Annotated in this window: 21 protein-coding genes and 2 tRNA genes; 17 read left to right on the forward strand and 6 right to left on the reverse strand. The window is 65.5% G+C overall.

All coding sequences use genetic code 11. From position 1 onward, the window contains the following. Positions 1-44: 44 nt before the first annotated feature. Together CSQ95_RS12115 and CSQ95_RS12120 are read right to left on the reverse strand one after the other, a co-directional pair. Complete coding sequence (locus tag CSQ95_RS12115) at positions 45-872, reverse strand: siderophore-interacting protein (RefSeq protein WP_099409698.1); 828 nt, start codon at positions 870-872, stop codon at positions 45-47. A 22-nt stretch (positions 873-894) separates the two neighbouring features. Continuing rightward, a complete protein-coding gene (locus tag CSQ95_RS12120; RefSeq protein ID WP_099409699.1) occupies positions 895-1,542 on the reverse strand; it encodes a PadR family transcriptional regulator in 648 nt (215 codons plus the stop codon). Between the two features lie 146 nt (positions 1,543-1,688). Here CSQ95_RS12120 and CSQ95_RS12125 point away from each other — a divergent pair, with 146 nt between their 5' ends. Continuing rightward, positions 1,689-2,033: a DUF3052 family protein gene (locus CSQ95_RS12125; RefSeq protein WP_180279040.1), complete on the forward strand. Its 345-nt coding sequence runs from the start codon at positions 1,689-1,691 to the stop codon at positions 2,031-2,033. A gap of 6 nt (positions 2,034-2,039) precedes the next feature. Here CSQ95_RS12125 and queG read toward each other — a convergent pair whose 3' ends face one another. Beyond that, positions 2,040-3,131 (reverse strand): tRNA epoxyqueuosine(34) reductase QueG, encoded by a 1,092-nt coding sequence (gene queG / locus CSQ95_RS12130; protein ID WP_099409701.1) that lies wholly within the window; start codon positions 3,129-3,131, stop codon positions 2,040-2,042. A 78-nt stretch (positions 3,132-3,209) separates the two neighbouring features. Between queG and tsaE the strand changes: the two genes are divergently transcribed. Genes tsaE through CSQ95_RS12145 form a run of 3 tightly spaced genes read left to right on the forward strand, consistent with a single transcriptional unit; the run spans position 3,210 to position 5,913 of the window. Further along, positions 3,210-3,698, forward strand: coding sequence for a tRNA (adenosine(37)-N6)-threonylcarbamoyltransferase complex ATPase subunit type 1 TsaE (gene tsaE / locus CSQ95_RS12135; RefSeq protein WP_070223037.1), 489 nt, complete (start codon positions 3,210-3,212; stop codon positions 3,696-3,698). Then, positions 3,662-5,062 carry an N-acetylmuramoyl-L-alanine amidase gene (locus CSQ95_RS12140; protein WP_099409702.1) on the forward strand — a complete coding sequence of 467 codons (1,401 nt, stop codon included), beginning with the start codon at positions 3,662-3,664 and terminating at the stop codon, positions 5,060-5,062. The genes tsaE and CSQ95_RS12140 overlap by 37 nt, the downstream gene beginning before the upstream one ends. Before the next feature lie 14 nt (positions 5,063-5,076). Beyond that, positions 5,077-5,913, forward strand: a complete 837-nt coding sequence (locus CSQ95_RS12145; protein ID WP_099409703.1) for a D-hexose-6-phosphate mutarotase — start codon at positions 5,077-5,079, stop codon at positions 5,911-5,913. On the opposite strand, the gene CSQ95_RS12150 is transcribed toward CSQ95_RS12145, so the two are convergent. After that, a complete protein-coding gene (locus tag CSQ95_RS12150; protein ID WP_373631878.1) occupies positions 5,910-6,809 on the reverse strand; it encodes a carbonic anhydrase in 900 nt (299 codons plus the stop codon). The genes CSQ95_RS12145 and CSQ95_RS12150 overlap by 4 nt on opposite strands. Between CSQ95_RS12150 and CSQ95_RS30045 the strand changes: the two genes are divergently transcribed. Beyond that, positions 6,808-6,999 carry a hypothetical protein gene (locus tag CSQ95_RS30045; protein ID WP_240453691.1) on the forward strand — a complete coding sequence of 64 codons (192 nt, stop codon included), beginning with the start codon at positions 6,808-6,810 and terminating at the stop codon, positions 6,997-6,999. The genes CSQ95_RS12150 and CSQ95_RS30045 overlap by 2 nt on opposite strands. 99 nt (positions 7,000-7,098) lie before the next feature. Here CSQ95_RS30045 and CSQ95_RS12155 read toward each other — a convergent pair whose 3' ends face one another. Next, the gene (locus tag CSQ95_RS12155) at positions 7,099-7,749 is read right to left on the reverse strand and encodes a VTT domain-containing protein (protein WP_070223029.1); all 651 of its coding nucleotides are present in this window, start codon (positions 7,747-7,749) and stop codon (positions 7,099-7,101) included. Between the two features lie 248 nt (positions 7,750-7,997). Here CSQ95_RS12155 and CSQ95_RS12160 point away from each other — a divergent pair, with 248 nt between their 5' ends. The 12 genes from CSQ95_RS12160 (at position 7,998) to CSQ95_RS12215 (ending at position 22,936) form a co-directional block, all read left to right on the forward strand. After that, on the forward strand, positions 7,998-8,936 hold the full coding sequence (locus CSQ95_RS12160) for a peptidylprolyl isomerase (RefSeq protein ID WP_099409704.1): 939 nt from the start codon (positions 7,998-8,000) through the stop codon (positions 8,934-8,936). 118 nt (positions 8,937-9,054) lie between these two features. Next, positions 9,055-10,965: a DNA mismatch repair endonuclease MutL gene (mutL, locus tag CSQ95_RS12165; protein ID WP_099409705.1), complete on the forward strand. Its 1,911-nt coding sequence runs from the start codon at positions 9,055-9,057 to the stop codon at positions 10,963-10,965. 105 nt (positions 10,966-11,070) lie between these two features. Next, the gene (miaA, locus tag CSQ95_RS12170; RefSeq protein ID WP_099409706.1) at positions 11,071-12,018 is read left to right on the forward strand and encodes a tRNA (adenosine(37)-N6)-dimethylallyltransferase MiaA; all 948 of its coding nucleotides are present in this window, start codon (positions 11,071-11,073) and stop codon (positions 12,016-12,018) included. Between the two features lie 240 nt (positions 12,019-12,258). Then, positions 12,259-12,335 (forward strand) — tRNA-Met (locus tag CSQ95_RS12175). A 59-nt stretch (positions 12,336-12,394) separates the two neighbouring features. Beyond that, positions 12,395-12,471, forward strand: a tRNA-Met gene (locus tag CSQ95_RS12180). A gap of 180 nt (positions 12,472-12,651) precedes the next feature. After that, positions 12,652-13,179, forward strand: coding sequence for a sigma-70 family RNA polymerase sigma factor (locus tag CSQ95_RS12185; protein ID WP_099409707.1), 528 nt, complete (start codon positions 12,652-12,654; stop codon positions 13,177-13,179). Then, positions 13,176-14,180 carry a FecR domain-containing protein gene (locus CSQ95_RS12190; protein ID WP_099409708.1) on the forward strand — a complete coding sequence of 335 codons (1,005 nt, stop codon included), beginning with the start codon at positions 13,176-13,178 and terminating at the stop codon, positions 14,178-14,180. The genes CSQ95_RS12185 and CSQ95_RS12190 overlap by 4 nt, the downstream gene beginning before the upstream one ends. A gap of 73 nt (positions 14,181-14,253) precedes the next feature. Then, positions 14,254-16,728: a TonB-dependent receptor gene (locus CSQ95_RS12195; protein ID WP_099409709.1), complete on the forward strand. Its 2,475-nt coding sequence runs from the start codon at positions 14,254-14,256 to the stop codon at positions 16,726-16,728. A 161-nt stretch (positions 16,729-16,889) separates the two neighbouring features. Beyond that, positions 16,890-17,909: a LacI family DNA-binding transcriptional regulator gene (locus CSQ95_RS12200; protein ID WP_099409710.1), complete on the forward strand. Its 1,020-nt coding sequence runs from the start codon at positions 16,890-16,892 to the stop codon at positions 17,907-17,909. 240 nt (positions 17,910-18,149) lie between these two features. Next, entirely contained in the window at positions 18,150-19,550 is a 1,401-nt protein-coding gene (locus CSQ95_RS12205) for an alkaline phosphatase family protein (RefSeq protein WP_218963608.1), read from the forward strand. Positions 19,551-19,630: 80 nt separating this feature from the next. Beyond that, complete coding sequence (locus CSQ95_RS12210) at positions 19,631-21,253, forward strand: histidine-type phosphatase (RefSeq protein WP_099409711.1); 1,623 nt, start codon at positions 19,631-19,633, stop codon at positions 21,251-21,253. Between the two features lie 96 nt (positions 21,254-21,349). Next, positions 21,350-22,936, forward strand: a complete 1,587-nt coding sequence (locus CSQ95_RS12215; protein WP_099409712.1) for a histidine-type phosphatase — start codon at positions 21,350-21,352, stop codon at positions 22,934-22,936. A gap of 19 nt (positions 22,937-22,955) precedes the next feature. Here CSQ95_RS12215 and CSQ95_RS12220 read toward each other — a convergent pair. Beyond that, positions 22,956-23,587: aldehyde dehydrogenase family protein (locus tag CSQ95_RS12220; RefSeq protein WP_143449956.1), on the reverse strand; the 632-nt coding region annotated here is incomplete at its 5' end.

The following is a 23,587-nucleotide window of genomic DNA, read 5'->3' on the forward strand; positions in this document are numbered from 1 at the left end:
CGGGTTAGCGCAAAGCGCGTAACCCGACACCACCACCACCCCCATCACGCATCGTGATGCTCATGGTGCTCCGCCGCCCCATGCTTCCAGTAACTGGCCACATGCAGATGCTGCTTCGGCACGCCGGCGTCGATAAAATGCCCGCGCAAACCCTGCACCTGCGCGTGCTCGCACGCCACCCACACGTAGCCGTCTCCCTCTGACGGCAGCGCGATCTGGCGCAAGGCGTCGAGCAGCAGCGGACCCTGGCGGCCATTGCGTGCCACCCAGCGCACGTCCAGCTGCGCCGCGCACTCGAGCGCGATCTGCTCGCCGTCTTCGACGATCTCGATCACGGCGATGGCCCGCGCCGTGGCCGGCAGCTGCTCCAGGCGGCGGGCGATGGCCGGCAAGGCCGTCTGGTCGCCCACCAGCACATACCAGTCGAAGTCGAGCGGCACCAGCATCGAGCCGCGCGGCCCGCCCACGCCCAGGGTCTGGCCGGGCGCCGCTTGCGCCGCCCACAACGATGCAGGCCCGTCGCCATGCAGCACGAAGTCGATTTCCAGCTCGCGCCGTTCGGCGTCGTAGCGGCGCGGCGTGTAGTTGCGGGCGATGGGGCGCGGCCCTTCCGCATACTGGATGGGATTGGCGCCATTGCCCAGCACGGGAAACACGGGCGTCGTCTGGCCCGGCGCGGGGAAGAACAGTTTCACGTGGTCGTCGTGCGCGGGCGAGACAAAGCCGTCCAGGTCGTCGCCCGCCAGTGTGATGCGGCGCATGTGCGGCGTCAGCTGTTCGGTACGCACGACGGTGAGCACGCGCAGTTTCAAGTCATGCCGCACGCGCTCGATGGCATGCGGACGTGGTGTTGCAGGTGAGGCAGTAGTCATTGCTTGTCCTTGTAAAGTGGGCTCAGTGGCCGTCGACGATGGCGTTCGCCGCCTGTTCCAGCACGGCGGACACGCGCTCGGCTTCCGCTTCGCTCCAATTGGTCTTGTTCAGCAACAGCGCATGCTTGAGGGTGTGCATGGCCTGGCGCACGCGCTCGGGCAAGGCGTTGCGCGCCTGGACGCGGGCAAACATGTCGAGGCGGGCCAGGATGCCGTCCACCTGGGCGCGGTTCTCGTCGAGATACGCGCGCCCCAGCTCCGTGATCGTGTAGAGCTTCTTGCCGCTGGCGCTTTCGGAGGACGTCACATGGTCCTGCTCTTCCAGCAAGGTCAAGGTCGGATACACGGCCCCGGGGCTGGGGGCATACGCGCCGCCGCAACGCTCTTCGATGGCCTTGATGATTTCGTAGCCGTGACGGGGGCTGATTTCGATCAGCGCCAGCACGATCAGCGGCAGGTCGCCGCGCCCGAAGACGCGCTCGGCCCGTTCGCCGCGCCCGCCCCGGCCACCGGGGCCGCCATGGCCCATGCCGTCGCCGCGCTCGTCGAAGCCGCGCGGGCCGCGGCCGTGCATGATGTATTCGTGATGGTGTTCGTGGCGATGCCCGCCTTGATGGTGATAGTGATGTTGGCCGCAATGGCCGTGTTCTGCGTGGTGTGAGTTTCTCATGTTTTCTCTTTAAAGATATATCGTTAGTAGGTATCGCCATTTTATAACGATATATCGATAAGTCAAGGAGAAATTTGCTATGCTCGTCTTTTCCCAATCGACACGCCCATGCCATGCCTGAAAAAACTGTTGCTGAAAAAATGGTTGTGAAAAATGCCAGAGCCCTGGCCGTGCTCAATGACGGCGGCGAGCATGCCGCCCTGCTGGCGCAGTTGCCGGCCAAACGGCGGGTGAGCGAAGGAGAGAACGCCGACTGGCTACTGCTGTTCGCGCGCAGCCGCGCGGAACTGGAGCGGTTCCTGCCAGCGGCGCAGGCGCGCCTGGCGCCCGGCGGCGCGGTCTGGGTGGCCTACCGCAAGGGTGGCATAAAAGCGGGCAGCGACATCCACCGAGACGATATCCGCAGTTTTGCGCAAACAATGGGACTCGATAGCGTGGCGATGATCGCCATCGACAGCGAGTGGTCGGCGCTGCGCCTGAAGCAGGTTTAAAAAACGCTAGGCGATGCCGTGCAGCGCCAGCGCCCATTCGACGTGCTCGCGCACGATGGCCGACGGATGCGCGCGGCGCGACAGCAGGGCCGCGACGATGTCGGCCTGGCCCCGGGCCTTGGCGGCCGCGTTGCCCATGCCGACGGCCAGGTTGCGCAGCCAGCGTTCGTGGCCGATGCGGCGGATCGCGCTGCCTTCCATGCGGCGGTTGAATTCCTCTTCCGTCCAGGCGAACAGCTCCACCATGCCGGCGCTGCCCAGGCTGTGGCGCTCGTCGAAGTCGGGCACGACGGCGCGCTGGGCGAACTTGTTCCACGGGCAGACGGTCTGGCAATCGTCGCAGCCGTACACCTTGTTGCCGATCAGGGGACGCATCTCGACGGGAATCGCGCCCTTCAGCTCAATCGTCAGGTAGGAGATGCAGCGGCGCGCGTCGAGCTGGTACGGCCCCAGGATGGCTTGCGTCGGGCACACCGTGATGCACGCCGAGCACTGGCCGCAGCGCGGGGTCTCCGGCGGGTCGACGGGCAGCGGCACGTCGATGAGGATCTCGCCGAGGAAAAAGAAAGAACCGCCCTGGCGGTTGATCAGCAAAGTGTGCTTGCCGCGCCAGCCCAGGCCGCCCTTTTGCGCCAGCTCGACTTCCATCACGGGCGCCGAATCGCTGAAGACGCGGTAGCCGAAATCGCCGATCGCGCCCTTGATGCGGTCGGCCAGCTGCTGCAGGCGCGAACGCATCACCTTGTGATAGTCGCGGCCCCGCGCATACACGGAGATCACGGCCGCCGCGGGGTCGGCGTCGCGCGCCGCCTCGTGCGCGCGCCAGTCAGGGCCCAATGCCGGCGGCAGGTAGTTCATGCGCGCGCTGATGGCGCGCACCGTGCCCGGCACCAGTTCGGCCGGGCGGGCGCGCCTCATGCCGTGGCTGGCCATGTAATCCATTTCGCCGTGATACCCTGCATCGAGCCAGGCCTGCAACGGCGCTTCCATGTGCGACAGGTCCACGTCGGCGATGCGCACCTCGGCAAAACCCAGCTCGCGCCCCCATTCTTTAATGGTGCGCGCCAGGACGGCGAGATCGGTGGTGGTGGCGGACATAGGGGACTTTACGGAAAACGGCAGGCGCGCGGGCGGTTACAATGACAGCAGCCTCCATTTTATGCGATACCGAAGATCATGACCGAACACTTCACAGCCCACCTCCACGACGAAGCCGGCACCGCCGCGCTGGGCGCCGCGCTGGCGCGCGCGCTGGCGCCGGGCCTGGCGATCTACCTGCACGGCGACCTGGGCGCCGGCAAGACGGCCCTCACGCGCGCCCTGCTGCACGCGGCCGGCCACGCGGGCCACGTCAAAAGTCCCACCTACACCTTGTCCGAACCGTACACGGTGCAGCTCGACGGCCAGAGCGTCAACGTCATCCACTTCGACCTGTACCGCATGGGCAGCGCCGAGGAATTCCTCGACGCGGGCTTCCGCGAAGACTTCGACGGGCGCAATATCTGCATCGTCGAATGGCCGGAGAAAGCCGAACCGGTGCTGCCGCCGGCCGACCTGAATATTTATTTGAACGTTGCGGGTACAGGACGTGATGTAGAATTGCAAGCGTCTTCTGAATTGGGTCTGTCATGCCTTCACCGTCTCAAATTCGCCCCGAACCTTTGATCTCCTCGCCCATCACCCGGCGCACGGTGCTCAAGGCCGGCGGCACCCTGCTGTTGTCCGTGTTCGCGCCCATGTCGGCGATGGCGGCGCAAATTCTCGCCGTGCGCGTCTGGCCGGCCGAGGACTACACGCGCGTCACCCTGGAAAACGACAGCATCCTCAAGGCGACCCACTTCATCGTCAAGGATCCGGAACGGCTGGTGGTCGACATCGAAGGGCTGGAACTCAATCCCACCTTGAAGGGCCTGGTGGCGAAGATCCAGTCGAACGACCCGTACATCAAGCAGGTGCGCGTGGGCCAGAACCGGCCCAATGTCGTGCGCCTCGTGTTCGACCTGAAGGAGGAAGTCACGCCGCAGCTGTTTACCCTGCCGCCGGCCGGCTCCTACAACCACCGTTTGATCTTCGACCTGTATCCCGTGCGCGAGCCGGACCTGATCGCGCAGATGATCGAAAAGGGCGACTGGTCGAGCGACCCGGCCAAGCCGCCTATGGCCGACACGCATACGCCGCCGCCCGCGCTGCCGCTGCCCGAGAGCGGCAAGCCGCCCGTGGCCGCCGTGACGCCGCCGCCGGCGCCCACCGTGCCGCCCGTGCCCGAACTGCGTCCGGAACAGCGCCCCGAAGCACGTCCCCTGCCGGGCCAGAAAGTGGTGCGCATGATTACCATCGCGCTCGACCCCGGCCACGGCGGCGAAGACCCGGGCGCCATGGGCAGCCGTGGCAGCCGCGAAAAAGACGTGGTGCTGGCCATCGCCAAACGCCTGAAGACCAAGCTGGAATTGCAGCCGAACATGCGCGTCATGCTCACGCGCGACGCCGACTTTTTCGTCCCGCTGGGCATGCGCGTGGAAAAGGCGCGCAAGGTGCAGGCCGACCTGTTCGTCTCGATCCACGCCGACGCATTCATCCAGCCGACGGCGCGCGGCTCGTCCGTCTTCGTGCTGTCCGAAAAGGGCGCCACCTCGACGGCCGCGCGCTGGCTGGCCAACAAGGAAAACCAGGCCGACCTGATCGGTGGCGTGAACGTGAAGAACCACGACAAGCAGCTGGCCAGCGTGCTGCTCGACCTGTCGACGACGGCGCAGATCAATGACAGCATGAAGCTGGGCAAGGCCGTGCTGCGAGAAATCGGCGGCATCAACCGCCTGCACAAGGGTTCCGTCGAGCAGGCCGGCTTCGCCGTGCTGAAAGCCCCCGACATCCCGTCCATCCTGATCGAGACGGCCTTCATCTCGAATCCGGAGGAAGAAGCCAAGCTGACCGACAACGGCTACCAGGACCAGATGGCCGACGCCATCGTCACGGGCATCAAGAATTATTTTGCGAAGAATCCGCCGCTGGCGAAAAGCCGTTTGACCTGACATGAAAGCCTAGCATGAGCAACAGCACCTTTGGCCAGTTGCCGGCCGTGACCATCCGCGCCGCCGATGGCGCGCAGGCGACCGTCACCCTGTACGGCGGCCACCTGGTCTCGTGGCAAACCAGCGATGGCCAGGAGCGCCTGTTCTGCAGCCGCGATTCCGCCCTCGACGGCAGCCGCGCCATCCGGGGCGGCGTGCCCGTGATCTTCCCCCAGTTCGGCGCGCGCGGCACAGGCATGCGCCATGGCTTTGCGCGCGTGGCGACCTGGCAGCTGGAATCGACGGGCGACGCCGATGGCACCGCGTGGGCGCAATTCATCCTGCAGCACACGGACCTGCCGGAGGCGATCGCCGCCAGCTGGCCCTGGGCCTTCACCCTGCGCCTGCGCGTGGCGGTGCAAGGCCAATCGCTGGAACTGCACCTGTCCGTGCACAACACGGGCGAACAGGCGTTTCCGTTCTCGGCCGCCCTGCACAGCTATTTTGCGATCGATCGATTGAGCGAGGCCCGCGTTGGCGGCCTGCAGCGCGTGCGCTATTCGGACGAGACGCCGCAAGATGCCTTGCAGGCGGAAGAGGAGCTGCAATTTTCGGACAAGCTGGACCGCATCTATTACCAGTTGCCGGGCGCCCTGACCCTGCAGTCCGGCCGCCATACGCTGCGCCTGGAGCAGCAGGGCTTCACGGATGCCGTCGTGTGGAACCCCGGCGCGCAGGACGCGGCCGCCCTGCCCGACCTGGGCGACGACGAGTACCAGCGCTTCATCTGCATCGAGCCTGCCCTGATCCAGCCCGACCTGCTGGCCGCCGGCGCCGAATGGACCGGCCGCCAGCGCCTGGAATTCGCTTAGTTGGATTCCTTGATGATGCGTCCGTTACCGGATTGCACCGGGCGCGCATTGAGCGGATACAAACGGCTGAACAGCGCCATCTGCGCCGGCGACGCCTGCACCGGCTGCTTCATCACCAGCCACAGCACGCCCTCGCTGCACGGCGGCGAAGTCAGCGATCCCATATACGTGTAGTAGTCGCGCCGCGCCGGCAGCATCTCGGCCGGGTCGAGCAAAATGGTCGGCTGCATGGTCTCGAATTTTTCCAGCGGCAGGTTGTTCCACACGGTCTGGATGGTCGCTTGCGGCGCGCCCCGCTCCAGCAGCAGCGCCAGCACCGCCAGCCGGCCTTCCGCATCGCGGTGCACCAGGTGCACCACCATTTCGAATGCCTTGCCATTGATGCGCTCTTCGGACGGACGATGGAAATGGAATTGCTGCAGCTCGAACATGCGGTTCTGCACCGTGATGTAATTGCCGCCGCTCACGCCCACCTGCACCGTGTGGCCGTTGTCGACCACATTGAACGACGACGGATGGTAGTCAAAGCTGATCTGCTCGAGTTCCACCTTCATGCCGTCGCGGATATCGATCGGTGACTGGCGGTTGCCATTGCCGCACTTGGCCCAGTCGACATTGATCTTGCTCCAGTTGGCCGGACCGCTGTCGCCTTCGTACGACCAGTGCGTGCCGCGCGCCACGGGCGGCGGTGGCGGCGGCGCGGCCTTCACCACGGCGGCGCGCTTGGCGCGGGCGGCGGCGCGGGCCGCCTGGGTGGCGCGCATTTCCGCCAGGCGCGCCGCGATGCGTTCGGACAGGTCGACTTCGGCCGCTTCTTCCTTCTCGCGCGCCGTGGGCGCGACGACGACAGGCGCCTTGGCCTCCTTGCCCTTCACCGATTCGGTCAGGGTTTTCATGGCGGCCGCGCGCGCCGACGCCGACATCGGCGCGGAGGCGGCCGCGCTCGCCGAAGCGGGGGCATCTTTGGCGCTTGCCATGGCCGCCATCGCGGCAAGGCTGCAAGCTAACAGGGCGCTCAAATGTCGCATGGAAATCCAGAAAGTGAGAATACCTTCTGGTTTACGGCTGGAAAGCAACAAAACTTGAATCAGCGCAGACGTAAAACAGAAACAACGCAGAGAAAAACGGGATCCGGGGCCGGCTGCGGGCTGTGCCGCAGCGCGCTTGCCCCGGATCCATGCGGCCTTACGCCGACTTGCCGACCATGCGCTTGTAGAGTTTCCACAAGCCGCCCAGTACCACCGGCACGACGGCGGCGCCGACACCGATCAGCACGATCAAGGTCAGGTGGTCGCGGATCCACGGAATATTGCCGAAGAAGTAGCCCGCCGTCACCAGACCGACCACCCACAACAGGGCGCCCGTCACGTTGTACATCTGGAAGCGCGCATGCGTCATGTCGGAAATGCCGGCCACGAACGGGGCGAAGGTGCGCACCACCGGCACGAAACGGGCCAGGATGATGGTCTTGCCGCCGTGCTTTTCAAAGAATTCATGCGTGCGGCGCATGGCATCCTTGTTGATCCAGCGGTAATCGTGGGTAAACACCCTTTGCCCGATGGCCTCGCCTATCCAGTAATTGAGCGTGTTGCCCGTGACGGCGGCCGTCACCAGCAAGGCGATCAGCAAGCCCAGGTGCATCTGTCCCGTCGCGCAAAACGCGCCGGCGATAAACAATAAGGTATCCCCAGGGAAGAAAAACAGCACCACGAGGCCTGTCTCGCAAAAAATAATGGCAAACAGCACCGCATACACGAGAGTACCGTACTGCTCGATCAAGAGGCCCAGCGTCTTGTCGACATGCACGATCATGTCGAGGAATTGCACAAAATCCATATATTTTTCCCTAAAGGTAGCGGCGGAATCATACACCACCCGGCCAGCGCAACGGCAGTCCCCGGGCCGATATTTCGTGATTAATTCGGCAGCGCCCTTGGCGATGTGGCATTTTAAGTAAAGGTTAAGGAAACGCCATATCGGCAGGCAACTGTCAGGATTACCATCTGCAATGTTTTTACAACGAAATATTGCCATTCCGGTATACACTTTCTCCACGGCGCAACCCGCGCCCACCAGGAGAAAACATGTATCGACACCCATTGAGCGGCCTGACCATGGCCACCGTACTGGGCCTTGCACATCTGACGGCCCACGCGGCCCCTGTCCAGATCAAGACGCCCGCCGAACTGCCCGCCAAGGCAACCTTGGCCGACGTGATCAAGGCCTCGAAACCGTCCGACTGGCGTGCGCTGGACCCGGACAATACCCTGTACCTGGACATTCCCGCCGGCCGCGTGGTGATCGAACTGGCGCCCGACTTCGCACCGAAGCACGTGGCCAACATCAAGGCCCTGGTGGCCGAACAGTATTACGACGGCCTGGCCATCACGCGCGCGCAGGACAACTGGGTGGCGCAGTGGGGCGATCCGAACGAGAAACATCCCAAGCCCATCCAGCACGCCCAGCGCACCCTGCCCGGCGAATTCACCGTGCCATTGAAAAACATCAAGAGCTTCACGCGCCTGCCGGACGTTGACGGCTATGCGCCGCAGGTCGGCCATTCGAACGGCTTTCCATCCGCGCGCGACCCGAAAACCGGCACGGCCTGGCTCACGCATTGCTATGCCACCGTGGGCGTGGGCCGCGACAGCGACAGCGACAGCGGCGGCGGCACCGAGCTGTACGCCGTCATCGGCCAGTCGCCGCGCCACCTGGACCGCGACATCACGGTCGTCGGCCGGGTCGTCTCCGGCATGCCATTGCTGTCCACCCTGCCACGCGGCACGGCCCCCATGGGCTTTTACGACAGCCCCGAGAAAAACGTGCCGATCAAGTCCATCCGCCTGGCCGCCAGCGTGCCACCGGAACAACGCGTGAACCTGGAAGTGATGCGCACCGACAGCGCCGCCTACCAGGCCGTGCTGGAAGCCCAGCGCCATCGCGGCGGCCCGTGGAGCAAGGTCACGGCCGGCCACGTCGACCTGTGCAATGCGCCGATACCGGTGAGGGAGGTGGGAAAATAAAACGCCCCGAAGGGCAAATTCCGGGGGCGTACCCTGAGGGTACGACCCCAGTCTTCGTTTTGGGTTTAAGGCATCAGCACAGCAGTGCCTCCCCTTGCGAACCCGTTATAATCAGGGCATGAACGCTCCCATCACGCCCCACCGCCCGATCCAGGCCCTGCCTGACCAGTTGATTTCGCAAATCGCCGCCGGCGAGGTGGTCGAGCGGCCGTCGGCCGTGGTCAAGGAGCTGCTGGAAAACGCGCTCGACTCGGGCGCCACGCAGATCACGGTGCGGCTGGAAGAAGGGGGCGTGAAACGCATCGCGATCACCGACAACGGGCGCGGCATCGACAAAGACCAGCTGCCGCTGGCCTTGGCGCGCCACGCCACCTCGAAGATCGCATCGCTGCACGACCTGGAAAACGTGGGCACCCTGGGCTTCCGGGGCGAGGCGCTGGCCTCGATCGCCTCGGTGGCCGCCGTTACCGTGACGTCGCGCACGATGGATGCGGCCCATGCGTGGGAAATCGTCGGCTCGCACAATGGCAGCGTTTCGCCATCGTCGGGCGCGCACGGCACCACGGTCGACGTGCAGGACCTGTATTTCAACACGCCCGCGCGGCGCAAATTCCTCAAATCCGAGCAGACGGAGTACGGCCACTGCGCCGAAGTCGTGCGCCGCATCGCGCTGGCGCGGCCCGACGTGTCGTTCTCGCTGTCGCACAACGGCCGCACCATCGACCAGTGGAATATCAGCGAACTGGCCAAGCGCAGCGCCCACATCCTGGGCAACGACTTCGCTGAAGCGCGCCTGGCGCTGGACGAGTCGGCCGGCAGCCTGCGCATTCACGGCTTTGCCGGCTTGCCGACGGCATCGAAGGCGCGCGCCGACGGCCAGTTCTTTTACGTCAACGGGCGCTTCGTGCGCGACAAGCTGCTCGTGCACGCCGTGCGCATGGCGTATCAAGACGTGCTGCATGGCGACCGCTTCCCGTCGTACGTGCTGGCGCTCGACCTCGACCCGGCCCTGGTCGACGTCAACGTGCATCCGTCGAAGATCGAAGTACGCTTCCGCGACAGCCGTTCCGTGCACCAGTTCGTCTTCCATGCGGTGCAGCGCGCGCTGGCGCAGACATCGGCCACGGCGTTCGGCAGCGTGCCGGCACCGCTGCCGGCCGCCTCCACCCTGGGCGGCGACGCCGGTTCCGCTAACGGCGGCCCCGGTATCTGGCGCCGCGAGCAGACGCAGACCTCGTTCGGCGCGCAATTTACGAATACCTTCGCGCCCGCCTCGCCCGGCGCGGCCCGCCCCTTCTTTGCCGACGCGCCAGGCGTGGCCCAGGACACGGCGGCCTACGGCGCCCTGTTCGGCGGCGGCGCAGGTGCCGCCAACTCGCCGGTCACCCAGGCGGAGCCCTACATCGCCTCGCCCGAAGCGATGGCGCGCGAAGAATATCCGCTGGGCTTTGCCCTGGCCCAGCTGCACGGCATCTACATCCTGGCGCAGAACACCAAGGGCCTGGTGCTGGTCGACATGCACGCCGCGCACGAGCGCATCCTGTACGAACAGCTGAAAAACGCGCTGCAGGCGCAGGTCTCCGGCCAGGACATGCAGGTGCAATCCTTGCTGATCCCCGTGACGTTCTACGCGGACGCCATCGAAGTGTCGACGGCGAATGAAAACCAGGACACCTTGAAAGCGCTGGGCTTCGACATCGCCGCCCTGTCGCCCACCACCCTGGCCGTGCGCTCCGTGCCGACCCTGCTCAAGAACGCGGACGCGCAAACCCTGGCGCGCGACGTGCTGCGCGACGTGCGCGAATACGGCGGCTCGCGCGTGCTGATCGAGCGCCAGAACGAATTGCTGGGCACCCTGGCCTGCCACACGGCCGTGCGCGCCAACCGGATCTTGTCGGTGCAGGAGATGAACGCCCTGCTGCGCCAGATGGAGAGCACGGAACGCGCCGACCAGTGCAACCATGGCCGGCCCACGTGGGTGCAAGTCGAGATCAACGCGCTCGATAAGCTGTTCCTGCGCGGCCAGTAAACGGTAGGTCGGATTAGCGCAAGCGTAATCCGACGCGATGCCGCCGCTGCAGTGTCGGATTACGCTGCGCTCATCCGACCTACGCATCACCTTACACGAGTCAACATGCAAAACACCCCACATCTCCCCCTGGCCGTCGCCATCATGGGCCCCACGGCCAGCGGCAAGACGGCCAGTGCGCTGGCCATCGCGCAAGCGATCCCGTCCGAGATCATTTCCGTCGATTCCGCCCTCGTCTACCGCGGCATGGATATCGGCACGGCCAAGCCGTCGCAAGAAGAGCTGGCCCAGGTACCGCATCATCTGATCGATATCATCGACCCGCTCGATGCCTATTCCGTGGCCCAGTTCCGCAACGATACCCTGCGCCTGGTGGCGGAAATTTCCGCGCGCGGCAAGCTGCCGCTGCTCGTCGGCGGCACCATGCTGTACTTCAAGGGCCTGGCCGATGGCCTCGACGACTTGCCCGGCGCCGATCCGGTGCTGCGCGCCCGGCTGGAAGAAGACGCGGCCGCCATCGGCTGGCCCGCCATGCATGCGCGCCTGGCCGAGCAGGACCCCGTCACGGCCGCGCGCCTGGCGCCGCAGGATGCGCAGCGCATCGGCCGCGCGCTGGAAATCATCGCCCTGTCCGGCCAGCCCATGTCGGCCCTGCTGGACCGCCGCGAAAAGACCGTGCTGCCGTTCCAGCTGCAATCGTTCGCGCTGGAGCCGTCCGACCGCGCCGTGCTGCACGCGCGCATCGCCACGCGCTTCGACCTGATGCTGAAAGACGACGCCCTGCTCGATGAAGTGGAACAGCTGCGCCGGCGCGGCGACCTGCACCCGGGCCTGCCCTCGATGCGCTGCGTGGGCTACCGCCAGGCCTGGGAGTATCTCGATGGCCGCATCGACCGCGCCACCTTGCGCGAGACGGGCATCATCGCCACGCGCCAGCTGGCCAAACGGCAGCTGACCTGGCTGCGCTCGATGCCGGAACGCATCGTCATCGATTGCCTGAGTGCTGATCCGGCCAGCGCCATGCTGGCACAAATCGTCCCTTTGCTGACATAAGCGTCGCCACACAACAACTGGCCAAGCGCTAGGCTCGACTTAGGCTGCGCTCCATGCCGGAGCGCATCGTCATCGATTGCCTGAGTACTGATCCGGCCTCGGTCATGCTGGCGCAGATCCAGCCATTGCTGGCGCCGTTACAAAAATAATCATGCCTGCCCTGGCGCGTGAAAAATCCGCACATTTTTTTGCGCCAGCATTGACAAGGAAATCGGAAGACTGGATAATGCTCGGCTGTTGGGTGATATAGCTCAGTTGGTTAGAGCACAGCATTCATAATGCTGGGGTCGGTGGTTCAAGTCCACCTATCACCACCAAAGAACATCGATCAGGTTTCACCTGGTCAAAACCAGCATCCGGTCTGACCGGTCTGTTTGGTGATATAGCTCAGTTGGTTAGAGCACAGCATTCATAATGCTGGGGTCGGTGGTTCAAGTCCACCTATCACCACCAAGAATTTGCAGCATTGATGAGCCCGCCCTGTCCCGTGCAGCGGCGGGTTTTTTCATTTCCGGCTACCGCGCATGCGGCCTGCGCGCAACACCCGCCACCTCCGCATGCAATCGGGGATTGTGGCGAGACGCCGCTGGCGCTTACAATGAGAATAATTCTCATTTATATTATTCATTCCCCATGTCCGCCATTCAGTCCAGCCTGCAACAGCAAGTGCAGTCGCTCTACAGCGAGCATCATGGCTGGCTGGTGGGCTGGCTGCGCAAAAAGCTCAGCTGTCCGCATGGCGCGGCCGATGTGGCACAAGACACGTTCGTGCGCATCATCGCCTCGCGCGACGCCCTGTTCGGCATGCGCGAGCCGCGCGCCTATCTGTCCACCACGGCGAAGCGCTTGCTGCTCGACCGCGCGCGCCGGCAGGTACTTGAACGCAGCTACCTGGCGGAACTGGCCCTGCTGGCCGACAGCCTGCCCGGCGCGCCGTCGCCGGACGAGATCCTGATGGCCGTGCAGGCGCTCGGGCAGATCGCCACGGCGCTGGCCGGCTTGTCCGCCAGGGCACGCGACGCCTTCTTGCTGCACTACCTGGAAGAGCAGCCGCAGGCCGCCGTCGCCGCGCAGCTGGACGTCTCCACGCGCATGGTGCAAAAATACCTGGTGCAAGCCTTGCTGGCCTGCCGCCACGCCTGCCCGGCCATGGCGGCATGAAGGGCGCGCGCACCGACGCGGCAGCCGAACAGGCCGCGCAGTGGATCGTGCGCCTGAGCGCCGACGACCCGGCCGAGCGCGAACAGGCACGCTCCGGCTTCGCCGCATGGAAGGCGGCCGACCCGCTGCACGCGAACGCAGCGGCCGGCATGGAAAACCTGCTGCGCCAATTGCACGCCGTGCGCGAGCCGGCCGGCGGCGACCACCGCCCCGCGCGAGCCGCCCTGGCCGCCATCGCCCCCGATCGTCCCCGCCAGCGCATGCGCCAGCTGGCCGCCGCCAGTGCCGTTGCCGTGCTGGTGCTGGGCACGGCCATGGTCGCCAGCGAGCGCCCCGCCTACCTGCTGGCCGACCTGCGCAGCCCCACAGGGCAATGGCAGTCGCACATCCTGGCCGACGGCAGCCGGATCACCCTGGCCGGCGGCAGCGCCGTCAACGTGCGCTTTACTGCGGGCGAGCGGCACGTGGAACTGGTGCGTGGCGACATCCTCGTCGACGTCGCCAAGGATGCGCAGCGCCCCTTCATCGTCGATAGCAGGCAGGCGGCGATCCGCGCGCTGGGCACGCGCTTTAGCGTGCGCCGGGAAGACGGCGCCACCATCCTGAACATGCTGGAGTCGAAAGTATCGGCGCAGGTGCCGCAACATCCTGCCGTCGTGGTGCGGGCGGGTCAGCGCACGCGCATCACGGGCGATGGCGTCGGACCGCTAACAACCATCGATGCGGTCAGCGTGCAGCAAGCGTGGCACGCGCACCAGCTGGTGGTCGACGACCAGCCATTGGCCGAGGTGCTCGACGAGCTGGCGCGCCACCGTCCCGGCCAGCTGCATTACGACCGCGCGCAGATCGCCGGCATCCGCGTGGCGGCCGTGCTGCCGCTGGACGACACGGACAAGGCGCTGCAGCTGTTGATCGACAATTTCCCGCAACTGCGCATCCGCATGCTGACGCGCTACCTGGTGATGGTCGACGCGCCAAGCACTGGCACCGCAAAAAAATAATTTTCCACGCAGGTTCGTGTTGGCGCATCTCGCGCGTCAAGGCAGCTGAGATCATTCAAAAAAGGCTGTCACCATGTACGCTCAAGTCGTTGCCGTTTCCTCCCCGAACACCCTGCGCACGCGTCTGCGCCCGCTGGCCCTGGCGGCCATGCTGCTCGCTGGCGCGGCCCTGCATGCCCAGGCAGCCGCCCAGGCCGTGCCGGCGGTCGCCAGCTACGCCATTCCCGCCGGCCCGCTGGCCGGCGCCCTGAACCGCTATGCACAGCAGGCGGGCGTGTCCATCGTCATCGACGCGGCCAAGGTACAGGGGCTGCAGACGGCCGGCCTGCAAGGCAGCTACGCCATCGACGACGGCTTCGCCATGCTGCTGCGCGGCAGCGGCTATGCCATCGGCAAGACGTCCACCGGCTACGTGCTGGTGGCCGCGCCGGCGTCCGCCCCCACGGCGGCGGCCAGTGCCGCCTCGGCGGCCGAGCGCACCATGCCCTCGATTACCATCGTCGGCCAGGCCGAGCAAGGCGCCACCACGGAAGGCAGCGGTTCCTACACGGCGCGCAAGATCAGCATCGGCAAGGGTGAACAGGCGATGAAGGACATCCCGCAATCGGTCAGCGTGCTGACGCGCCAGCGCCTGGACGACCAGGGCATCACGGACTTGCGCGAAGCTGTCAACAACGTCACCGGCGTGGTGGGAGTGCATGGCGTGGGCCCGGGCGTGGTCATCACGGCGCGCGGCTTCCAGATCGACCAGTGGCAATACGACGGTGTGCCGATCGACCGCAACACCTATGCGCTGGGTAACTGGGGCCAGGAAAACATGGTCATCTACGACCGCCTGGAAGTGCTGCGCGGCGCTTCCAGCATGCTCGTTGGCACGGGCAGCCCCGGCGGTTCCGTCAACCTCGTGCGCAAGCGCCCGCTGGCCACACGCGCGATCACGCTGACGGGGCGCGCCGGTTCCTGGGACCACTATGGCGCCCAGGTCGACATCAGCACGCCCCTGAACGCGGAAGGTACCCTGCGCGGACGCGCCATCGTCGATGAAGACGACAGCCACTCCTTCATCGATCAGGTGTGGAGCAAGAACCGCACACTGTATGCAACGCTCGACTACGACCTGGCGCCCGCCACCACCGTGGGCCTGGCCGCCAGCCACGTCAAGGCCCACGGCCGCCCCACGTTCATCGGCCTGCCCCGCTACGTCGACGGCAGCGCACTGCCGCTGCCGCGCTCCACCTTCACGGGCGCCGACTGGAACCGCAGCCTGGTGGAACAGAGCACCGTCTACCTGGACCTGGAACACCACTTCAATACGCAATGGAGCCTGAAGGCCTCGGCGCTGGGCATGAATGAAAGCACCAGCTCCACGCACCAGCGCACGGCCTTCGCCATCAAACCCGATGGCAGCGGCGCGCGCTATGGCGACTTTTCCACCGATTTCGACAACCGCAAGCGCGGCATCGACGCTTTCGTGCGCGGCAAATTCGACGGCCTGGGCATCGCGCAGGAAGTCGTCGCCGGCGCCAGCTATGTAAGCATGACGTCGAACGACCGCTATGCGCGCGCGTGGGAAACGGGCGCGGATATCTTCAACATCAAGCACCATCGCCCGTGGCAGGACTTCGACAGCATCGCCGCGCGCGGCGTGAGCAGCTACAGCACCTACGACATGCGCCAGAAAGGGCTGTACGCCACCTGGAACGGCCAGCTGACGGGCAAGCTGAAAGCCCTGCTGGGCGGGCGCTTCAGCTGGTACGACTTCCTGTATGCCACGCCGGACGGCTACCGCGACGCCACCCGCGCCACGGCCAAGTTCACGCCATCGGTGGGCCTGATCTACGCATTGACGCCGCAATGGTCGGCCTACGCCAGCTATGCGGACGTGTTCCAGCCGCAGACGAACCACGATGTGGCAGGCCGGACCCTCAAGCCGATCACGGGCAGCAGCTACGAAGGTGGCATCAAGGGTGAACTGGTGGACGGCAAGGTCAACACCTCGCTGGCCGTATTCCGCTATGACCACAAGGACCGCGCCGTCACCGACTACGCTGCCGGTTTCGCCTGCGACGGCTGGTACTGCTCGCGCGCCTCGGGCAAGGTGCGCAGCCAGGGCCTGGAAGCGGAAGTGTCGGGCGAAGTGGCGCGCGGCCTGCAGCTGTCGGCCGGCTATGCCTACACGACGACGACCTACCTCGACGATCCGGACAACAAGGGCCAGGTCTTTTCGACGTGGACGCCGAAGCACATGCTGCGCCTTTGGTCGAGCTATACCCTGCCCGGCGAGTGGGACAAGTTCAGCGTGGGCGCCGGCACCAGCCTGCAAAGCCATACGGTCGATACCGAACGCACGTTCAAGGTTGCCGGTTTCTCGATCTGGAATGCACGCCTGGGCTGGCAAGCCACGCCGCAAGTGGCCCTGTCGGTCAACGTCAACAATCTGTTCGACAAGCGCTACATCATCCCGGCCTACAACACCACCGGGTCGAACAACTATTATGGCGACCCGCGCAACGTGCAGTTCACGCTGAAGTACACGCCGAAGTGGTAGGACGATTGAAAAGCTGAGGGCCGGCATGCCGGCCGTGCCGCGTGACTGATAGTGCCACCGGCATTCAGTTCGCGCCGCGGCCGGGATTTTCGGCTAAGATGATGGCGCGGCGTTGCGCCGCACCGCATCGTGCATCGGCCTCTCAATCATCTACACCGTCAATGGAACAAAAAGACAAGTCCTGGGTCACTTCGGTCGACGTCGCCAAACGGGCCGGCGTCTCGCGCTCCGCCGTCTCGCGCACATTCACGCCCGGCGCCAGCGTGGCGCCCGAAACGCGGGCCCGCGTGATGGAAGCGGCGCAGTCGCTGGGCTACCAGGTCAACATCCTGGCGCGCAGCATGAACCAGGGGCAAAGCAATCTGGTGGGTGTCGTCATCACGGGCTTCACGGACCCGTTCCGCGTGGCCCTGCTGGGCGAAGTCACGCGCAGCCTGAGCGAACATGCGCTGGTGCCGCTGCTGATGAATGCGGAAGATCCCGAACGCCTCAGCGAACTGCTGCGCATCCTCCTCAGCTACAAGATTTCCGGCGTCATCATGACGTCCGGCTCGCCGCCGTCCGCCGTGGCGACGGAATACCTGCAGCGGCAAGTACCGGTGGCCATGATCAACCGCGCGCGCGATCTGAAGGGCGTGGACGTGGTCAACAGCGACAACCGCCATGGCGGCGAACTGGCGGCCGGCACTCTGCTCGACAGCGGCGCCAAACGGCTGGCCTTCGTCAATACGCGCGCCAGCAGTTTCAGCGGCATCGCGCGCGGCAAGGCCTTCCTCGACCACTTGGCGCCGGCCGTGGCGAAGAAGCGCTGCACGGCCGGCGAATACCTGGCCGACGCCATCGGCTACCAGGCGGGCCAGGAAGCGGCCGACGCCCTGCTCGCCTCGGGCAAGCTGCCCGACGGCGTCTTTTGCGCCACCGACCTGATCGCCTGCGGCTTCATCGACGCGGCGCGCAGCAAGTACGGCATCGACGTGCCCGCGCAATTGCAGGTGATCGGCTTCGACGACATTCCCATGGCGGCGCTCGACGCCTACCAGCTGACCACCATCCGCCAGGATGCGGGCGAACTGGCGCGCCGCGCCGTCAAGAGCCTGGTCGAGCGCATGGAAAAATTTGCCATGCCGGGCCGCCTGAAGGAAGTCCCCGTCACGCTGGTGCGGCGCGGCACGACGCGCTAAGCGACTCAATACGGCAGATGGCGCAACGCCGTCTGCCCGCCCCCACCGCCCCGCAGTGCCCGCCGTTCCCCGTTTTCCACACTTTTTACTCCTCCGCCTGTACTTGTTGACATCGAAAAAAATCCGGGTTACTGTTTGCACACGTGTACTGCACACGTGTGCAATTTCTTCAAAAAGCCTGTTCTGGCCACACCACTAAAAAAAGCGCCCCGTCCACGGAGGCGTATCAAGGAGACCGTTATGTTGAACCACGTTCTAAGAATCGCCCTGTTCGGCGCCGGGGCCATCGGCCTGGCGGCCTGCACCACCCCCACCGGCATGCAGCACAATACGGCTGCCAGTGCCGCCGCCGATCCGAAGCTGGCGAAGATCGGCCAGATCGTCGTCGTGTACATGGAAAACCGCAGCTTCGACCACCTGTTCGGCACCTTCCCCGGCGCCGACGGCATCGCCAATGGCCGCTCGCCCGACACCACCACGCAGACCGGTCCCGACGGCAAGCCGTATGCGATGCTGCCCGCCGTGGCACTCGACAAGGGCGGTCTGGACCAGCGCTTCAAGGGCGAGATCGCCAACGCGCCCTTCCGCATGGAGCCGAGCGTGTCGCTGGGCGACAAGACGGCCAGTCCCGTGCACGCGTTCTGGACGCACAAGCGCCAGATCAACCACGGCAAGAACGACCGCTTCGTCGTCGAGGGCAATACGGGCGCCCTGCCGATGGGCTATTTCGACGGCAGCAAGCTCAAACTATGGGCCCTGGCGCAGCGCTACACCCTGGCCGACCGCTTCTTCCAGTCCGCCTACGGCGGCTCCTTCCTCAACCACATGTGGCTGACCTGCGCCTGCACCCCCGTATTCCCGAACGCGCCCAAGTCCATCGTCGCCCAGGATGAGCGCGGCACGGGCCACAAGAAGGGCGAGGAAGCGGAAGTGACGCAGGACGGCTACGCCGTCAACACCATGCAGGGCCCGCTGCTGTTCGACCCGACCAAGAAGCAGACGTTCCTGCCGCCGCAAACCATGCCCACCATCGGCGACCGCCTGACGGACAAGGGTATCGCGTGGGTCTATTATGCGGACGGCTACGACATCGCCGTCGCCTCGACCAAGTCGGGCAAGAAGGCCGACGATTTCTCGTATCACCACCAGCCGTTCACCTACTTCAAGCGCTTCATCGACAGCCCGCAGCAGCGCGCCACGCACCTGAAGGACCGCTCCGACATGATCGCCGACGTCCAGGCGGGCAAGCTTCCGCCCGTCTCGTTCTACAAGCCCATGGGCAAGAAGAACATGCATCCGGGGATGGACAAATCGAGCGTGGCGGCCGGCGACGACGAGGGCGTGGCCATCATCAGCGCCATCATGGAAGGCCCGCAATGGAAGGACACCGTCATCATCGTCACCACCGATGAAAACGGCGGCTTCTGGGACCACGTGGCGCCGCCCAAAGGCGACCGCTTCGGCCCGGCCACGCGCATCCCCGCCCTTGTCATCTCGCCGTTCAGCGAAGGCGGGCATATCGACCATACCGAGTATGAAACCGTGTCGATCCTGAAGTTCATCGAGGAACGCCATGGCCTGGCGCCATTGAGCGAGCGCGATGCGCGCGCCAACAGCCTGGCCAAGGCCCTCAAGCTCTAAATTCCACCATCCTGCCTGTCTGCCCTGGGTGCGCCGTCCTGCGCGGCGCGCCCGGGCAACTCACATCCAAAGGAAACGCCATGCTGCACGCACGCCATCTCCCCCTGTCCATCCTGATGCTCTCCCTGGCCGCCTGTGGCGGCGGCGAGACAACGCCTCCGGTGACGCCCCCTGTCACGCCGCCGGTGACGCCTCCTGTGACGCCGCCGCCCGCCACCTACTACCAGACCAAGACGCCGTACACGCCGCAGCAGGAGGCGGCCACGTATGAAGCCGCGCCGGCCGGCTACGCGCCCGTGTTCACCGAACTGGTGGCGCGCCACGGCTCACGCGGCCTGTCGAGCATGAAGTACGACGCCGCGTTCTACAACGTCTGGCAAAGGGCCGCCGCCGACGATGCGCTCACGCCGCTGGGGCAAAAGCTGGGCGCCGACATCCTGAAACTGATGAAGGCCAACGCGCTGCTCGGCTACGGCGTGGACGGCATCACGGCGCCCGGCTACGGCAACCTGTCGCAGACGGGCATCAATGAGCACAAGCAGCTGGCCGTGCGCATGCTGGCGCGCCTGCCCGCCCTGTTCACGCAACTGGGCGCGAGCGCCGCCAGCGCACCGCGCCAGATCGTCACCGTCAGTTCCGGCGTGGACCGCGCCAAGGACAGCGCCGCATATTTTGCGCAGTCGCTGGCCGCCACGGCACCAAACGTCGCGCCGCTGATCACCCTGCCGCCCGCGCCCGCCGGCTACCCGGCCGGCAAGCCCGTGGCGCAGCCGAATGGCACCAACCGCTTCCTGCTGTATGCGCACAAGCTGGTGCCCAAGACGGACCTGGTCACCGATGCCCTCGACCGCTACTACCAGACATACCAGGACAGCCAGGCTTACCAGGCCTACCTGGAAAGCCCCGCTTTCCTGGCCAAGTACTCGGCCATCGACACGGATGCCACGGCGCGCACCCTGGGGCGCGAAGTCCTGGAACGCCTGTTCACCAAGGCGTTCGTCGACAAGATCGACAACGGCACCTACCGCTTCGCCAACACGGGCACCTACAGTTTCACCAGCGACGACGGCAAATTCACCAACACCGTCACCGGCGACGGCGGCACCAGCATCAAGGGACTGGCCGACGCCGCATCGGTGCTATACAACCTGTACGCCATCATGGCCGGCATGACGAACGAGGTCAAAGCCGACTTCGTGCAGTACATGCCGTCGGACGCGGCCAAGTACCAGGCCTTCGTGCAGGATTACCAGGATTTCTACAACAAGGGTCCCGGCACCACGGAAAGCGCCGGCGTCACCTGGAACTACGTGCGCGCGCTGCGCGACGACTTCTTCACGGAAGTGGACGCCATCGCGCGCGGCGACCTGTCGCACGGCGCCAAACTGCGCTTCACGCATGCGGAAGCCATCATCCCGCTGGCCACGGCCATGGGCCTGAAGACCGTCGTCGGCGCGCTGCCGGCGGCGCAGACCTATAGCTATGACAACAGCAGCTGGCGCGGCCTGTACGTGGCGCCGATGGCGGCCAACATGCAGTGGGACGTGTACCGCGACGCCAGCGGCAATGTGCTGGTAAAAATGCTGTACAACGAAAAGGAAACCGACTTCCAGGCCGCCTGCGATGGCGCGCGCCATGCGGCCGGCAGCCATTTCTATGTGTATGCAAAGCTGAAGACCTGCTACGGCCACGTGGCGCAGTAATCACGGAGTGCAGGCGGGCCGGCTCCCAGCCGTGCCCGCCAGTTTGGCGTTTGATGCTAGGCTTGCGCCCAGGAACTCATCACGTCACGGACTCCCATGCCTCCATCGCTTTCCCTGGCCAGCATCCCGCTGGCCCTGGCCCTCGCCATGTGCGCCGGTCCCACGCTGGCCGTCGAAGGCCATTACCAGACCAAGACGCCGTATGCGCCGCAGCAGGACCCGGCCACCTATGCCGCGCCGCCGGCCGGCTTCCAGCCCATTTTCACGCAGCTGGCGGCGCGCCACGGTTCGCGCGGACTCACCAGCATGAAGAACGACGCGGCCCTGTATGCGATGTGGCAACAGGCCGCCGCGCAGGATGCGCTCACGCCCCTGGGCCGCGAACTCGGCCCCGACATCCTGGCCCTGATGAAGGCCAATGCCTTGCTCGGTTATGGCGTGGCCGGCATCGAGCGGCCCGGCTACGGCAACCTGTCGCAGACGGGTATCGACGAGCATCGGCAGCTGGCCGTGCGCATGCTGGCGCGCCTGCCTGCACTGTTCGCGCAGGTGGGAAAGGACGCCGCGACAGCGCCGCGACAGCTCGTCACCATCCATTCCGGCGTGGACCGCGCGCGCGACAGTTCGCGCTTCTTCACGCAGTCGCTGCTCGAGCACGCGCCAGCGCTGACACCCTTGGTGTATCTGCCGCCCGCGCCGGCGCCATATCCGCAGGGGCGCAAGCCCGCGGTACAGCCGATATTGCAGCCCGATGGCGTCAACCGCTTCCTGCTGTACGCGCACAAGCTGGCGCCGCAGACGGACCGCGTCACCGATCCGGCCAACCCGTATTACGCCACCTATGCCGCCAGCCAGGCCTACCAGTACTATGAACGAACCAAGCAGCTGGATGCGCGGATGGGCACCCCGGCCAGGCTGCCTGCGGCGACCGCACATGCGCGCCATGTGCTCGAACGGCTGTTTTCTCCCGCCTTCCTCGCTCAGTTTGAAGGCGGCCGCGCCAGCTATGCGGACACGGGCAGCTACACCTTCACCAGCGCGGACGGCAAGTTCACGCGCACCATGACGGGCAGCGGCAAGACCGTCATCCGCAGCCTGAATGCGGCAGCGACGAAACTGTATGAGCTGTATGCGATCGCGGCCGGCATGCGGCATGAAGTGCCGGCCGATTTCAGCCGCTACCTGCCTGCCGAGGACGCGCGCTACTACGCCTATGTCGCCGACCACGAGGATTTTTACCAGAAGGGACCGGCCACCACGGAAAGCAGCGGTGTGACGTGGCGCTTCGCGCTGGCCTTGCGCGACGATTTTTTCAATGAAGTCGATGCCCTGGCCAGGGGAGATGTGCGCCACGCGGCGAAGCTGCGCTTCACGCACGCCGAGATGATTATTCCGCTCGCGTCGGCCATGGGCTTGAAGCAGGCGCTGGCCCCCTTGCCGGCATCGGTCAGCTACAGTTATGAAAACAATTCATGGCGCGGCCAGAGCGTCTCGCCGCTGGCGGCCAATATGCAGTGGGATGTGTACCGCAACGACGCAGGGCAGCTCATCGTGCGCCTGCTGTACAACGAAAAGGAAACGGACTTCCAGGCCGCTTGCGACGGCGCCCGCATCGCGCCGGGCAGCGTCTTTTACGACTATGCGAAACTGAAAACCTGCTACGGACACGTGGCGGCGCGCTAAGGCACCGCCACTGGCCTGATTACTTCAAGGTCGGCATGGCAAACTCCGCCCCGGCCGCCGTCGAGGCCGGCCAGCGCTGCGTCACCGCCTTCTGCTTCGTGTAGAAACGCACGGATTCCGGGCCGTGCGCATGATGGTCGCCGAACAGGCTGCGCTTCCAGCCGCCGAAGCTGTGGAAGGCCATCGGCACGGGAATCGGCACGTTCACGCCCACCATCCCCACCTGCACCCGGTGCGTATATTCGCGCGCCGTGTTGCCGTCGCGCGTGTAGATGGCCGTGCCGTTGCCGTATTCATGCGCATTGACCAGGTCCAGTGCCGCCGTGAAATCGGGCACGCGCACGATGCACAACACGGGGCCGAAGATTTCCTCTTTATAGATCGTCATCTCGGGCGTGACGTGGTCGAACAGGCTGCCGCCGAGGAAAAAGCCGTGCTCGTTGCCGGGCAGGACAAAGCCGCGCCCGTCGCAGATGAGCTTGGCGCCCTCTTCCACACCTTTCGCGATATAGCCGGCGATCTTCTCCTTGTGCACCTGCGTCACCACCGGCCCCATCTCGGCCGACAGATCCATGCCTTGCGTGATCTTTAATGCCGCGATGCGGGGCACCAGGGCTTCCACCAATTGATCCGCCACATTGCCCACCGCCA

Origin of the sequence: Janthinobacterium sp. BJB304 (assembly GCF_002735765.1) — a bacterium.
Classification (GTDB): domain Bacteria; phylum Pseudomonadota; class Gammaproteobacteria; order Burkholderiales; family Burkholderiaceae_D; genus Janthinobacterium.